10 protein-coding genes are annotated in these 13,509 nt (G+C 61.5%); 2 read left to right on the forward strand and 8 right to left on the reverse strand.

Features of this window, described 5'->3' with window-relative positions; all coding sequences use genetic code 11:
• Window positions 1–11 precede the first annotated feature (11 nt).
• On the forward strand, window positions 12–1,751 hold the full coding sequence (locus V6P94_RS17325) for a dipeptidase (protein ID WP_133078520.1): 1,740 nt from the start codon (window positions 12–14) through the stop codon (window positions 1,749–1,751).
• Window positions 1,752–1,860: 109 nt separating this feature from the next.
• On the opposite strand, the gene V6P94_RS17330 is transcribed toward V6P94_RS17325, so the two are convergent.
• The 4 genes from V6P94_RS17330 to V6P94_RS17345 all read right to left on the reverse strand — a co-directional run bounded on the left by V6P94_RS17330 (window position 1,861) and on the right by V6P94_RS17345 (window position 7,442).
• A complete protein-coding gene (locus tag V6P94_RS17330) occupies window positions 1,861–2,961 on the reverse strand; it encodes a P1 family peptidase (protein WP_133078519.1) in 1,101 nt (366 codons plus the stop codon).
• A gap of 89 nt (window positions 2,962–3,050) precedes the next feature.
• A complete protein-coding gene (locus tag V6P94_RS17335; protein WP_133078518.1) occupies window positions 3,051–4,151 on the reverse strand; it encodes a polyamine ABC transporter substrate-binding protein in 1,101 nt (366 codons plus the stop codon).
• 371 nt (window positions 4,152–4,522) lie between these two features.
• Window positions 4,523–5,947: an FAD/NAD(P)-binding protein gene (locus V6P94_RS17340; RefSeq protein WP_133078517.1), complete on the reverse strand. Its 1,425-nt coding sequence runs from the start codon at window positions 5,945–5,947 to the stop codon at window positions 4,523–4,525.
• 94 nt (window positions 5,948–6,041) lie between these two features.
• Window positions 6,042–7,442 (reverse strand): LLM class flavin-dependent oxidoreductase, encoded by a 1,401-nt coding sequence (locus tag V6P94_RS17345; RefSeq protein WP_133078516.1) that lies wholly within the window; start codon window positions 7,440–7,442, stop codon window positions 6,042–6,044.
• A 319-nt stretch (window positions 7,443–7,761) separates the two neighbouring features.
• Here V6P94_RS17345 and V6P94_RS17350 point away from each other — a divergent pair, with 319 nt between their 5' ends.
• Window positions 7,762–8,988 (forward strand): acyl-CoA dehydrogenase family protein, encoded by a 1,227-nt coding sequence (locus V6P94_RS17350; protein WP_219262708.1) that lies wholly within the window; start codon window positions 7,762–7,764, stop codon window positions 8,986–8,988.
• Window position 8,989: 1 nt separating this feature from the next.
• Here V6P94_RS17350 and V6P94_RS17355 read toward each other — a convergent pair whose 3' ends face one another.
• Genes V6P94_RS17355 through V6P94_RS17370 form a run of 4 tightly spaced genes read right to left on the reverse strand, consistent with a single transcriptional unit; the run spans window position 8,990 to window position 13,497 of the window.
• Window positions 8,990–9,973 (reverse strand): ABC transporter permease, encoded by a 984-nt coding sequence (locus V6P94_RS17355; RefSeq protein ID WP_326397781.1) that lies wholly within the window; start codon window positions 9,971–9,973, stop codon window positions 8,990–8,992.
• The gene (locus V6P94_RS17360; RefSeq protein WP_326397780.1) at window positions 9,970–10,965 is read right to left on the reverse strand and encodes an ABC transporter permease; all 996 of its coding nucleotides are present in this window, start codon (window positions 10,963–10,965) and stop codon (window positions 9,970–9,972) included. Before V6P94_RS17360 ends, V6P94_RS17355 begins: the two co-directional genes overlap by 4 nt.
• The gene (locus tag V6P94_RS17365) at window positions 10,952–12,496 is read right to left on the reverse strand and encodes a sugar ABC transporter ATP-binding protein (protein WP_326397779.1); all 1,545 of its coding nucleotides are present in this window, start codon (window positions 12,494–12,496) and stop codon (window positions 10,952–10,954) included. Before V6P94_RS17365 ends, V6P94_RS17360 begins: the two co-directional genes overlap by 14 nt.
• Window positions 12,493–13,497 (reverse strand): sugar ABC transporter substrate-binding protein, encoded by a 1,005-nt coding sequence (locus V6P94_RS17370; RefSeq protein ID WP_326397778.1) that lies wholly within the window; start codon window positions 13,495–13,497, stop codon window positions 12,493–12,495. The genes V6P94_RS17365 and V6P94_RS17370 overlap by 4 nt, the downstream gene beginning before the upstream one ends.
• Window positions 13,498–13,509: the final 12 nt, after the last annotated feature.

Consider the following 13,509-nt stretch of genomic DNA (forward strand, 5'->3'; position numbering starts at 1 on the left):
TGCCCCACACCATGCACTTTCCACTTAAACACCTGGCCGCCGCGACATTGATGATGGCCAGCCTTGCGGCGTTCAGCACCGCTGCCCACGCCACCATCACCCCGCAACAGAGCGCGACCATCCTCAAGACCTTCAGTGAAACCCCGGTCACTGACTTCAGGCATTTTCTGGGTGCGCTGGCCAAGAGCGACCTTGCCAGGGCCGACAACCTGCAGCCGACCCTCAACGCCTTTCTCGACAACAAGGCATTGACCCCTGAGCAACAGAACGAAATCTATCGTCTGCTGGGCCTCTACACGCGGTTGAAATACGGCAAGGAGGCCACCCAGACCCTGCGAGAGCTGGTTGCCATCCCGACCGTCAACCTGGACGGCGTGCCCCAGTACGAGAACCCGCAATTCATCAAGATCGCCGACAAGATCAAGGGCCTTGCCCAGGCCTTCGACCTGAACTTTCGCAATGTCGACAACCGCGTCTATGAAGTCACCCTGCAAGGCAGTGGCGATGAAGTGGTCGGTATTCACGCCCACGCCGACGTGGTGCCGGTAACCCCGGAAAACTGGGTGCTCAAGGACGGCACAAAACTCGATCCCTTCAAGGTCACCCTGATTGGCGATCGCATGTACGGTCGTGGCACCGAGGATGACAAAAACGGCATCGTGGTGGCGATGTACGCCATGAAAGTGATCAAGGAGGAGAAGTTGCCGCTGGCCAGAAACTTCAAGCTGCTGATCGACACCACCGAGGAAACCTCCGGTGACGCCATCCCCTATTACTTCGAAAACAACCCGGTCCCCAACTACAACCTGGCGCTGGATGGCGGCTACCCCGTAGTGATCGCCGAGAAAGGCTACGGCACGGTCATGGCCACATTTGCGCGGCGTAACGCCGAGGGTCAGGGCGCGGAAATCATCTCGCTCACGGGCGGCATGGCAACCAATCAGATCCCGTCGACCTCGGTCGCCACCCTGGTCACGGACACGCCTGAAGAGCTGGCCGCAACGTTGAATAAAGCCGGTGCCGACTACGCCAGGCGCAATGGCGGGAATTTCGAAGTGAGCGCCAAGGTGGTCGGCAAGGATGTCGTGCTGACCGTCACGGGGGTGTCTGCCCACTCCTCAGAGCCCGAGTCCGGGGTCAATCCGGTGGCAAGGATGCTGGACTTCATCAGCAGCATTGATGGCCAGGTCGCCCTCAAGCACAACCACATTACCGATGCCGCCCACTATGGCGCCGAGAACTGGGGCCTGGACTACGAAGGTGGCAAGTTGGGGATTGGTTTTGCCGACGGGTTCATGGGACCGCTGACCACGTCACTGACGTTTGTCGGGCTGGATGACAAGGCCCTCAAGCTTGCCGTGAACCTGCGCGTGCCCAAGGGCAAGTCCCCGCAGGTGCTCAAGGAGCAGATTGCCGGGAAGCTGGATGCCTGGAGCAAGAGCAAGCAGGTGGCGGTGACGTTTGACTACACCATCGCCGAACCGATGTACCGCAACCCGGAGGGTGAATGGGTCAAGGCGCTGCTGGCCGTAGCCAGCGAAAACCTCGGCATGGAACACACCTTCGGCACCTCGGCGGGTGCGACATCGGTCCATGAACTGCCCAATGGCGTGCAGTTCGGTCTGGCCATGCCCAACGTCAAGTACACCGGCCATACCGACAACGAGTTCAAGACGGTCGAGCAGTTCATGCTGGACTTGCAGATCGTCACCGAAATGATGGCTCGCGTCGGGCAATTGCCGAAGCTCTGAACCAATATCCCGCCCCCGGCCGTAGTCGCTGCCGAGGCACGAAGGCTGCGATTTGCGATGTATATCGCTAAAGGCTCGCAGCCTTCGTGCCTCGGCAGCGACTACAGGCTCAAGGTGCTTTCCAGCCCACCTGCCTGAGCGCCGCCAGCAATCGCTCAGGCTTGAGCGCCAGCACCGTATGGCCACAGCCTGTCAGGTCATCGGCGCCCAGCATGGCATTGAGAATGGCTTCTTCTACCGCATCGGCCGCTGCCACGAACAGCGGCGAGATGTAGTCGTTGTTGACCATCTGCAACGCCGTTGTCGGCTCACCCGGATGACCGAAGTTGGCCGCTGGCAAGTTCTGGTTGCCCACCGCAAAGGCAATGAAGATATCGCCGCTGGAGTCCTCGGTTCCTCCCCCCACCCGCGCCAACCCGACACTGGCACGCTGTGCAAGACGGGTGCACTGATGGGGCAACAAGGGCGCGTCGGTGGCAAGGGTAATCACGATCGACCCCATGCCCGGCACGCCGACATTGACCCCGCTTTTGAAGGGCGATGGCACGTCATCCAGCACCGTGCCGACCGGGTAGCCGCCCACCCGCAAGGCTTCACGCACGCCGTAGTTGGCCTGCACCAGCGCCCCTACCGTCCAGCCCCCCTGCTCCGGGCTCAATACCCGTGATGACGTGCCGATCCCGCCCTTGAATTCGTGGCAGATCATTCCGGTACCGCCCCCGACGTTGCCCTCTGCCACAGGCCCGGACTCGGCCGCTTGCAGGGCAAGTTGCAGATGCTCGGCAGTCACGTGCTGGCCCCAGATATCGTTCAACGTTCCGTCGTAGGTCTCCAGCACCACGGGCATGCACCAGTAGGTATGTTGCTTGCCCATCTCCCGCTCGGCAGCTACCAGCGCATCGCGAACCACGCCAACACTGTGGGTGTTGGTGTAGGCAATGGGCGAGGTCAGCAAGCCCGCCTCCCGGATCCACTCCAGCCCCGTGGCGTCACCGTTGCCGTTGAGCACATGCACGCCTGCAAAACACGGCTGCAAATGGGTGGCTCCGGCCCGGGGCTCAATCACGGTGACACCGGAATGGATGGAAACCCCATCGGTTTCAACATTGAGCGTGTGATGCCCCACTCGCACACCCGGTACGTCGGTGATGGCGTTGTACACGCCCGGGGTACCTGAACCGATAGTGATGCCAAGCTCTCGGATACGCATGGTGCTGTTCTCGTCGTTCGATTAAGTGCCCCCAGTTTAGGAACCCGGCAGGCACTTGACGATAACCCCCATTCACTACCCCAGAGGGGTTACTTGTCCGACTTGATACTGGTCCAGACCCGGGTGCGCACCCGTTCCATTTTCTGCGGCAGCGGCTGCACCACATACAGGGATTCCAACGCCTCGCTGGTTGGGGTCAGGTTCGGATTGGCGGTGATGTCCTTGTTGATCAGCGCCAGGGAGTCCTTGTTGGCATTGGGGTAGCCAAGGAAATCACTGATCCCGGCAATGACCTTGGGCTCCAGCAGGTGGTTAAGGAACTCGTGGGCCTCTTCGACATTTTTCGCGCTTTTAGGGATGGCGAAGGTGTCAAACCAGATCGGCGCGCCCTCTTTGGGCAAGCGCCAGTCGACCACGACACCGTTACCCGACTCTTTGGCGCGATTGCCGAACTGGTAGAAACTGCCCGAATAACCGATGGCCACGCAGATGTCGCCATTGGCGATATCGGTCATGTACTTGGCCGAGTTGAAGTAGGTCACGTAGGGGCGGATCTTGAGCATCAGCTCCTTGGCTTTTTCATAATCGGCCGGGTTCTGGCTGTTGGGGTCCAGTCCCAGATAATGCAGCGCCAACGGCAGGATTTCCGAGGGTGAATCGAGCATCGCCACGCCGCAGGATTTCAGCTTGGCCATGTTTTCGGGCTTGAACACCAGATCCCAGCTGTCCACCGGTGCATTCTCGCCCAGCGCGGCCTTGACCTTGGCCGGGTTGAAGCCGATCAGCACCGTGCCGTACATGTAAGGCACCGCGTACTGGTTGCCAGGGTCATTGGTGTCCAGCAACTTGAGCAGGGCCGGGTCCTGGTGCTGCCAGTTGGGCAGCTTGGACTTGTCCAGTTTCTGAAACACTCCCGCCTTGATCTGGGTATCGAGAAACTGATTGGACGGCACCACCAGGTCATACCCCGAGTTGCCGGTCAGCAGCTTGGCTTCAAGGGCTTCATTGGTGTCGAAAGAATCCCAGGTCACCTTGATGCCCGTCTGTTTGGCGAAGTCCTTGGGAACGGACGGCAGGATATAGTCCGCCCAGTTGTAAACCCGCAACTCGCGCTGTTCGGCATGTACGCTGGTGGCCAGCAGCGTGAGCCCACAGACAGTGGCGCCCAGTAAGCATTTCAGAGTGTCCATGGATCAGTTCCCCAGGTTCGGCGTGAGATCGATAGTTGTTATGTTCTGTACACGGCAGAGGCCTTTAGAAGGCCGAGGGTAAGGACGAAAGGATTTGTTGTTATTTGAGTGGTGGGGTTGATTCTTGCCGACAGCCAGAACCGATCACAGAGGGAGGCAGGCCAAAAGGGGATTTATATGGCCATTGTACGTGTCCGATTCTATGTCCGGGACGCAGATTCAGGGGCTAGCGCAAGACCTGCAGGAGCTGGCTTGCCTGCGATGCTGAGGACGCGGTCTTTCAGCCGTACCGCGTAGATGCCATCGCGAGCAAGCCCGCTCCCACAGGTATTTGTGCCAGACAGTGAATGCGGCCGACGCGGTCTGTCAGGTCAAAACTCTATAGCCAACCGATTGGCCAATGCCTTGGCTTGTAGTGCAACGTCGGTCACCGCAGTGCTTTCCCACCACATGCCACGCAACGGCGGGCCCATCGCAAACAGCCTTTGTCCCGGCTCGCCGTCGGCATTCAAAACCGCTCCGCCCGCGTCGGCGGCAATGCCCAGCCCCAGGTTGCCGGGCCGTATCAACCCACGCTGCAGCAGTTGCCGGGGCAAGGCTTTATCCACCCGGCGCCAGTCGTACTCGATGCCGGTGGAGTTGATCAGCCCATCCCCTTGCACCCACACCGCTTCAGTTTGCCCACGGTAACGCAGACGAATTTGAAGGCCGGCACTGTCTACACCTTGCAGGGACGCGGCACGCACCGTCAGCCGACCTTCCTTGAGCAGCCGTTCCAGCAAGGCATTGCCCTGGGGCGGCGAACGATGGTGATGGCTTTCCCACCAGGGCCGGGCATGCCGCACAAATTGACGGCGCTGTGCATCACTGGCCTGGCTCCAAAGCCTTGGAATGTGCACCCGGACAGTGTCCAGCGGCGCCTGCCAGTCGATACCCTGCGCCTGCGCCAGCGCACATTGACGACGCAGTTCGCGTAGCAACTGCAAGGGGCTGCGCAGCTCCGGCGACAGGCTCAGAAAATCCTCCCAGGCGGGCGGCTGACGGCGCACATGGGGCAACAGGCCGTGACGCGAATACACGTCGATCGGCCCGCGATGACCCGCCTGGTCAAGGGATTCCAGGGCATCGATCATGGTCAGCCCCGAGCCGATGATCAGCACCCGGGCATCCGTCGGCAGTGCTCGCAATGCTTCGACATTCCACGGGTCCAGTGCCGCGGCGTTAAGGCCGCTGGACTCGCGCTGGGCCGTACGGGCCGCCGGGAACATGCCGGTTGCCAATACGGCCACTGCGCCCTGCCACCGGGCCCCCTCCTTGAGCGTGACCCTCACGCCGTGCTCCAGGGTTTGCAGGTCGATCACTTCATCGCGCACATGGGTCAGGCTGGAGCCATTCGCCTCGCCGATGATCAGTGCCTGCGCCAGACGCTGCTGGGCATACACACCGAACAGCCCGCGGGGCGGGAACAATTCGCTGGCCGGTAGATCCTGGGCACCCGACTCCGGCCAGCCGCCGTCATCAAGGTGGGCCTGCAACCAACGTGTCAGGTCATCGGCATCATCGGGCTCGATGCTCATGCGCGCTGCATTACCGTTCAGGGTATGCCCCAGTTCGGTGGCGCTGTAAGCCTCGCCCCGGCCCAGCTCGGGCCTGGGCTCCACCAGCACGATGCGCCGGGCGCCGGGTAAGCGCAGCAGTTGCATGGCTAACAAGGTGCCGCTCAGGCCACCGCCCACAATCAATACATCGGCCTCACGGATGGCAGGAGTTGCCTGTCCGGTTTGCGGCTCACTCATGGTTACTCACTCGTTCTTGAAGTTATTAAGCGCTGAACGCAGGATCGATCACCCATGCTGCGTTCAGCTCACCCGCTGTGTCCAGCGCCGGGCTTCAGGCCCGTTGTTTTTCCTGGGCCCGATTAAGCTCGCCCAGGTTGCGATAGCCCGCCCCCGGGTGTCCTTCAGCCAGGCGGGGACCTTCGCCAAACAACTTCTCGCGCAGGGTGCCCGGGGCGTACTCCTTCTTGTACACACCGCGCTTTTGCAGCTCAGGCACCAGCAAATCCACGGCATCGATAAAGGTCTCATGGGTCACCGCATAAGCCAGGTTGAAGCCGTCCACATCAGTCTCGGCCACCCACTCTTCGAGCAGGTCAGCCACGGTTTCAGGGCTGCCGACAAACAGCGGGCCGAAACCGCCGATGCCCACCCAGTCCGCCAGCGCATTGGGGGTCCAGAGGGTGTTCGGATCGGCCGTGGAGAAGGTTTCGACGGCGGACTGGATCGCATTGGTGTGCACGTGCTTGAGGGGCTCGTCGGGCTTGAACTGGCTGAAATCGATCCCGGTCCAGCCACTGATCAAGGCCATTGCACCTTCGTAGCTGACATAGCTTTTGTATTCTTCGAACTTGGCCTTGGCCAGTGCATCGGTCTCGCCGAGGATCACGGTCTGCAGGTTGAAAATCAGAATTTTCGAGGGGTCGCGCCCCGCCTCGGCGACACGTCGACGAATATCGGCGACGGTTTTTTTCAGCAGCACCTTGGACGGCGCGGCCACAAACACACACTCGGCCTGCTCGGCTGCGAACTGCTTGCCCCGGCTGGAGGCGCCAGCCTGATAGAGCACCGGCGTACGCTGCGGCGAGGGTTCGCACAGGTGGATGCCCGGAACCTGGAAATGTTTGCCGTCGTGGCGGATTTCATGGATTTTGCTCGGGTCACTGAACACCCGCCGTTCACGGTCACGCAGGATGGCGCCCTCTTCCCAACTGCCTTCCCACAGCTTGTAGCAAACCTCCAGATACTCCTGGGCATAGTCATAGCGGGCATCGTGCTCGGTCAGGGTTTGCTGGCCGATGTTCTTGGCACCGCTTTCAAGGTAGGAGGTGACAATGTTCCAGCCCGCGCGGCCCTTGGTCAGGTGGTCAAGCGTCGACAGGCGCCGGGCAAAGGGGTACGGATGCTCGAACGACAACGACGCGGTCAGGCCAAACCCCAGGTGCTCCGTCACCAGGGCCATTGGCGGGATCAATTGCAGCGGATCATTGACCGGCACCTGTGCGCCCTGGCGGATCGCCGCATCGCCATTGCCGCGATACACGTCATAGATCCCCAGCACATCGGCGATAAACAGCCCGTCAAACTTGCCACGCTCCAGGATCCTGGCCAGGTCGGTCCAGTATTCAAGATCCTTGTACTGCCACGAGCGGTCACGGGGATGGGCCCACAGGCCCGGGGACTGATGGCCGACGCAGTTCATGTCGAAGGCATTCAAACGGATTTCACGGGACATCGAATTGCTCCTGACGCTACACATTGCAGGCGCTGTTGCACAGGCCGTGCCGGTTCTACGCCTGCTCTGCGGGAGCGGGCCTGGTCGAGATACGGGCGCCGCGATCCTTGAGTTAAACCGCGGCGATACCCCCGCGAGCAAGCCCGCTCCCACAGGGGTATTCGTGAGGGTGGCTGTGCTGTTTTCGTACACCTTGGCTTTTAACTGTTGGCCAGCAGTCAGTTGGCTTGAGCGAATCCCAGGCTTTGCGGGCTTGTCGCCAACGGCACAAACCATGCAATCCCCCATGACAGGAATCTTCCATTTCAGGAGAACTGCCATGACCGCTTCACCTCTGTCCGCGGGTACCGACTACGAGACCCTGGCCAATCGCTTTCGTCCCTTGTTCCGCAAAATCGCCGCCGGCAATGTTGAACGCGAACACGCTCGCGAGCTGCCCTACGAGCCCATTCGCTGGTTGAAACAGGCCGGTTTTGGCGCAATCAGAGTGCCCGTCGAGTATGGCGGTGCCGGTGCGTCCATCGGTCAATTGTTCCAGTTGCTGATCGAGCTGGCCGAAGCCGACTCCAACATTCCACAATCACTGCGCGGCCATTTTGCGTTTGTCGAAGACCGCCTCAATGCACCTCCTGGCCCGTTACGCGGGGCCTGGTTCGCACGCTTTGTGGCAGGTGAACTGGTAGGCAATGGCTGGACCGAGGTCGGCGCGGTCAAACTGGGGGAAATCCTCACCAAAATCACCCCCCACGGTGAGAACTACCTGCTCAACGGGGCCAAGTACTACAGCACCGGCAGTATCTTTGCCGACTGGATCGATGTGTACGCCCAACGCTCCGACAACGGCGCCGACGTGATTGCGCTGGTGCATGCAAGTCATCCCGGCGTGACCCAGAGCGATGATTGGGACGGCTTCGGGCAGCGCACCACCGGCAGCGGCACCTCGCAGTATGTGGATGTCCCCCTGAGCGCCGAACACGTGATTCCCTTCGAGACGCGGTTTAAATACCAGACGGCGTTTTATCAATTGGTGCTGCTGGCCGTACTGGCGGGCATTGGCCGTGCCGTGGAACGGGATATTGCCCAAGAGGTTCGCGAGCGCAAACGGGTGTTCAGCCACGGCAATGCCGACACCGCCAGTGGCGACGCCCAGATCCTGCAGGTGGTCGGGCAGATATCGGCCCAGGTGTATGCGGCCGAAGCGGCTACCCTGCGCTCGGCGGAACCTCTGCAACGGGCCTATGTAGCGCGACTGGCCCAGGACACAGACGCCGAGCGCCAGGCCAACATCGATGCCGAAATCGAGACGTCAAAAGCTCAGGTCGTGGTGTCGGAGTTGATCCTGCGGGCGACCAGCGATCTGTTCAACGCCCTGGGGGCTTCAGGGGTCAGTGTGAGCAAGGCGCTGGATCGCCATTGGCGCAATGCCCGCACGGCAGCCTCCCACAACCCGTGGATATACAAGGCACGGATAGTCGGTGACTGGGCCGTCAACGGGACTGAGCCACTGTATGTGTGGCAGATCGGCAATAGCCTCAAGGCCGGATAGATCACGACGAGTGCCCCAACTGCAGGCGGCGGCTGGCGAAACTGAACGCCAGCACCAGCAAAATCAGCGCGCCGGTCGCCACCTGCTGCCAATAGAAGTTCCAGCCAATCAGCAACAGACCATTGGCAATCACATTGATGAACAACACCCCCAGCAACGTGCTGGGGATGTTGGCGCGCCCGGTTCGGCTCAGGGTGGTGCCCATGAACACCGCTCCAATGGCATTGATCAAGAACGCATTGCCCGACATCGGCACGTAGGCGTTGACCGTGGAACTGAGCACAATCCCGGCGACGGCACAGGCCAGCGCACTGGCGATAAACACCTTGAGGCTGATCACGCGGATCGACAGCCCCGAGTAGCGCGCCAGTTGCACCTGGGTGCCAACCGCCAGGATTTCTCGCCCCAGTCGCCCTCGGGCCAGTATCACCCCGTACCCCACCGCCACGCCCAGTACTAGCCACAACGGTAGCGGCACCCCCAGCCACGTCATACCGGTGAGCCCCGGCAAAACACTCTGCGCAATGTAGATCGGCTGCCCCCCTTCAGACAGTAATTGCTGAACGCTGATGCCGATAAACAACGTACCCAGGGTTGCCAGAAACGGCGTAATGCCAAGACCTGCGATCAGCCCCGCATTGAAGCCGCCCACCAGCACCCCGGCGAGCAAGGCTGCGGGTATCGCAATGGCCAGGCCATGACCGCCATTAAGCACCACCACAAAGGCCAGGCTGGCGAAGTCCAGCGCCGTGCCCACCGACAAGTCGATCCCCCCTGCCGCCACCGCCCAGGTCATGCCGATGGCAATTATCGCCAGCAGCACAAAATTGTTCAGCAGCAGGCTGCTCAGGTTGCCGAGGGTCAAGAACCCCGGCGCTGTCGCCGCGAAAAACCCAACGATCACGACGATCAATAGCGGCAGGATCCCCCGCAATGCGCGGGATAAAAACAGCGTAGACACGGGCGTTGCAGCGAGCGTGGTCATTGTCCGCCCTCCTCTGTGCGCAAGGCGCTGGACATGGCCACCACCACTAAAATAAGGACCCCCTGCACACCATTGACCCAGAAGCTGGCGATGTTCAGCAGTTGGAAACCGTTAATCAAAAAACCCAGCAACAGCGTCGCCAACAACGTGCCGGGGATGTTCGCCACCAGCCGCCTTGAAAACACCACCCCCAGAAAAGCGATGGCCACGACCGAGAGCAGCATTTCCCCGGAACCCGTGGTGCTGCCGCTGAAATACGCGGCCGAGCAAAAGGCGGCAATGGCGGCGCACAGCCCCGCGATCAGGTAACTGGAAAACACGTAGCGGCCCACCCCCAACCCGGCGGCCCGTGCCGCCTCGGGGTATTCGCCTACCGCGTACAAACGCAATCCATAAGGACTGTGCTGAATCAGCAGGCCCAGCAACAACGCCACACCCAGCAGCACCCAGGCCAGCGCAGGCACCTGCAGCCACTCGCCATTGGCCAGGGTGTCCAGCAACGCCGAATCGGTGGGCAACACGCTGTTCTGGGTCAGTACCAGCTCCAGCCCGGCAATCAGGTTCATGCTCGCCAGGGTTGCGAGCAGTGGCGGCAGGCGCAGCACCACCACGGTAAAACCGTTCAGGGCACCGACGGCCAGCCCGCAGAGCAAGGTCAGGCCAATAGCCTCCCCGGCCTGCAGTCCCGCGTTGTTCAGGCTGCTGTAGACCGCCGCACACAGGCCCAGATTGGCCGCCAGGGACAGATCGAGACCGCCCGAAACAACGTTGGAACCACCGCCGATCACCACGCAGGTGAGGCCAAAGGCGAGGATGCCCAGGATCGCCGACTGGGCAAACACGTTGGCAATGTTGCCCGGGCTGAGAAAGTCGGGTGCGCTGACCGCGAACACCGCCAGAATCAGCAGGAACGCCAGCAGTGAACCCCGGCGCAGCACCAGCAGGCCCAGCCTGCGCACTAAAGGCCGGGCGAGGATTTCAGACGAAGGCATGTTCAGGCTCCCGCTCGGAAGAAAGGCACGGGGCGGACAACTCACGGGCCCCTGTGGCGCAGGCCAGCAAACGGTCGCTGTCGACCTGGCGTGCATCGAACTCACCGGCCAGGGCCCCACGGTGCATCACCAGAATCCGGTCGGTAATACCCATCAGCTCCGGCAAGTCCGAGGACAGCACCAGCACTGCCGCGCCTTGCTGGGCAAGGCGGCCGATCAGGCGATAGATCTCGACCTTGGCCCCGATGTCGACCCCCACACTGGGCTCGTCAAGCAGGTACACCGCGCAGCCGCGACCCAGCCATTTACCCAGTGCGACTTTTTGCTGATTGCCGCCACTCAGTTGCCGGACCGGGGCGTCGCGGCCCGCAGTCTTGATACCCAGTTCAGCGATCAGTCGTTCGCTTTCCCGGGCCTCGGCCGCGGGGTTCATCAGCCCCCAGCGGCTGAACCGCGAAAGCCCGGCCAGGGTCAGGTTTTCAAGCACTGACAGCAGCGGCGCTACCCCGTGGCTGCGGCGTTCTTCAGGAACCAGCGCAATGCCTTTGCGAACGGCGTCGCGGGGGGACTTGAGGCGCACAAGGCGCCCCTGCAAGTGCACACTGCCACGGTCGGGCTGCACCAGGCCGAACAGGCTTTTAAGCAGTTCCTTGGCACCGGACCCCACCAGTCCGGTCAGCCCCAGCACCTCGCCCCGGCGCAGGCTCACATTGATGTCGTGATACGCAGAACCAAAACCCAAACCCTTGAGTTCAAGCACCACCTCACCCGGCTTGACCACATCTTTGGGGTACATCTCGCCGACGTCGCGATTGACCATCAGCCGGGCAATCTGCGTGGTCGAGGTGGTACGCGGATCGACCACCGCCACGGCCCGACCATTGCGCAGCACCGTAACCTGATCGCACAGGCTTTCGATTTCCTGCAGGTAGTGAGAGATATACACAATCGTCAGGCCTTGATCGCGCAAACGACGAATGATTGCCAACAGCTGATCGACTTCGCGCTTGACCAGGGACACGCTGGGTTCGTCGAACACCAGTATTTTGGGCTTGGCCAGCAAGGCCCGGGTAATTTGCAGAATCTGACGCTGCGCACTGTCCAGCTCGCTGACGAGTGCGCCCGCCGGGAACTCCAGATCAAAGTACTCACGTAACAGCCGTGCCGCCTCACGGTCCTGGGCGCGGCGCCGGACAAAAGGGCCGCACCTGAGTTCATGACCAAAGAACAGCGCTTCACCCACGGTAAAACGGGCGGGCAACAGACGCTCCTGATGAATGAAATGTACGCCCAAGGCCTCGACCTGACGCGGACTCAACGCAGTAAAGGGCTGCCCGTCGATCGCCAGGGTGCCGCTGTCGGCCCGGTGGATGCCAGCCAGTACCTTGATCAGGGTCGATTTGCCGGCGCCGTTCTCACCCACCAGGCCGTGAATCGAGCCGCGCTCGACCCACAGGTCTACGCCGTCCAGCGCCTGGGTAGGCCCGAAGCGCTTGGCGATACCCTGCAGATGCAGCGCGGGGGGAGTCACTGGTCGCCTCGCAGACGTTGCACCTGCTCAAGGTTGGCCGCGGTAGTGAGCAACGTCGGCACCTGGGTTTCCTTGGGCAAGTCATGCTGCCCGGCCAGATAGCGCGCCACATTCTGCACGGCGGTTTTACCGATCAGTGCCGGTTGCTGGGCCACCACTGCGCCCACCGGTGAGTCCTCGCGCTTAAGCAGCTCAAGCACTTCAGGCGTGCCGTCGACACCATAGGTTTTGATCTCCGTGCGCCCGGCGTCCACCAGCGCCTTGCTGGCGCCCAGTTGGGGAATATCCCAGGCGGACCAGATCGCGGTGACGCTGCCCTTGGGGTATTTGTTGAGCAGCGCGCTGACCTGGCTGTAGGCATCCTGCACGGTGTTGGGGATCACATCCCGCAGTTCGGGGTCGATGATGTTGAGCTCAGGATGATCCTTGAGGGCCAGCTTGAGCTGGTCATAACGGATCGCGCACACCGGCACGCCATAGAAACCGTTGAACACCAGAATATTGCCCTTGCCACCGCTGTCTGCCACCAGTTGCCCGGCCAGGTTTTTACCCGTGGCGACATTGTCCGAAGTGGTGTTGTTGAGGCTGTATTGCGAGGGTGCGTCGATAGTGAACAGCGGTATACCGGCTTTGCTGATGCGCTTGAGCCACGGGTCAATCACACTCAGGGTGCCCAGGGTCTGGATCACGGCATCCGGCTTTTGCGTCACCACCGTCTGCAGTTGCGTCACCAGATTTTTATCATTGCGCCCGGCATCCAGGGTGATCGGCGTGCCGCCAAGGCGCTTGACCTCCTCGACCTGCGCTTCAAAGGCTTTCACATCGAAATAATGACTGGTGCCCGTCATGCTGATGGCGATGCGTTTGCCGGCCAGCGAAGGGACATCGCTGTCATCGGCGCTGGCCAGTGTCGCAAGCCCTGTACTGACGACGGCCAGGGTCAGGGCTTGCCAGAGTCGGCTACGACGAATGAGCGGTTTGTTCGAAGCGGTTGCAGGCATGGGTGTGGTTCC

The sequence above is a fragment of the Pseudomonas sp. ML2-2023-3 genome (genome assembly GCF_037055275.1).
In the GTDB taxonomy this organism is placed as follows: Bacteria; Pseudomonadota; Gammaproteobacteria; order Pseudomonadales; family Pseudomonadaceae; genus Aquipseudomonas.

Bases quoted from the DNA above. Each gene is read 5' to 3' on its own strand.
- V6P94_RS17335 (WP_133078518.1), bottom strand. From the start codon at position 4,151: ATGGACACTCTGAAATGCTTACTGGGCGCCACTGTCTGTGGGCTCACG.
- V6P94_RS17345 (WP_133078516.1), bottom strand. From the start codon at position 7,442: ATGTCCCGTGAAATCCGTTTGAATGCCTTCGACATGAACTGCGTCGGC.
- V6P94_RS17360 (WP_326397780.1), bottom strand. From the start codon at position 10,965: ATGCCTTCGTCTGAAATCCTCGCCCGGCCTTTAGTGCGCAGGCTGGGC.
- V6P94_RS17325 (WP_133078520.1), top strand. From the start codon at position 12: ATGCACTTTCCACTTAAACACCTGGCCGCCGCGACATTGATGATGGCC.
- V6P94_RS17330 (WP_133078519.1), bottom strand. From the start codon at position 2,961: ATGCGTATCCGAGAGCTTGGCATCACTATCGGTTCAGGTACCCCGGGC.
- V6P94_RS17340 (WP_133078517.1), bottom strand. From the start codon at position 5,947: ATGAGTGAGCCGCAAACCGGACAGGCAACTCCTGCCATCCGTGAGGCC.
- V6P94_RS17350 (WP_219262708.1), top strand. From the start codon at position 7,762: ATGACCGCTTCACCTCTGTCCGCGGGTACCGACTACGAGACCCTGGCC.
- V6P94_RS17370 (WP_326397778.1), bottom strand. From the start codon at position 13,497: ATGCCTGCAACCGCTTCGAACAAACCGCTCATTCGTCGTAGCCGACTC.
- V6P94_RS17355 (WP_326397781.1), bottom strand. From the start codon at position 9,973: ATGACCACGCTCGCTGCAACGCCCGTGTCTACGCTGTTTTTATCCCGC.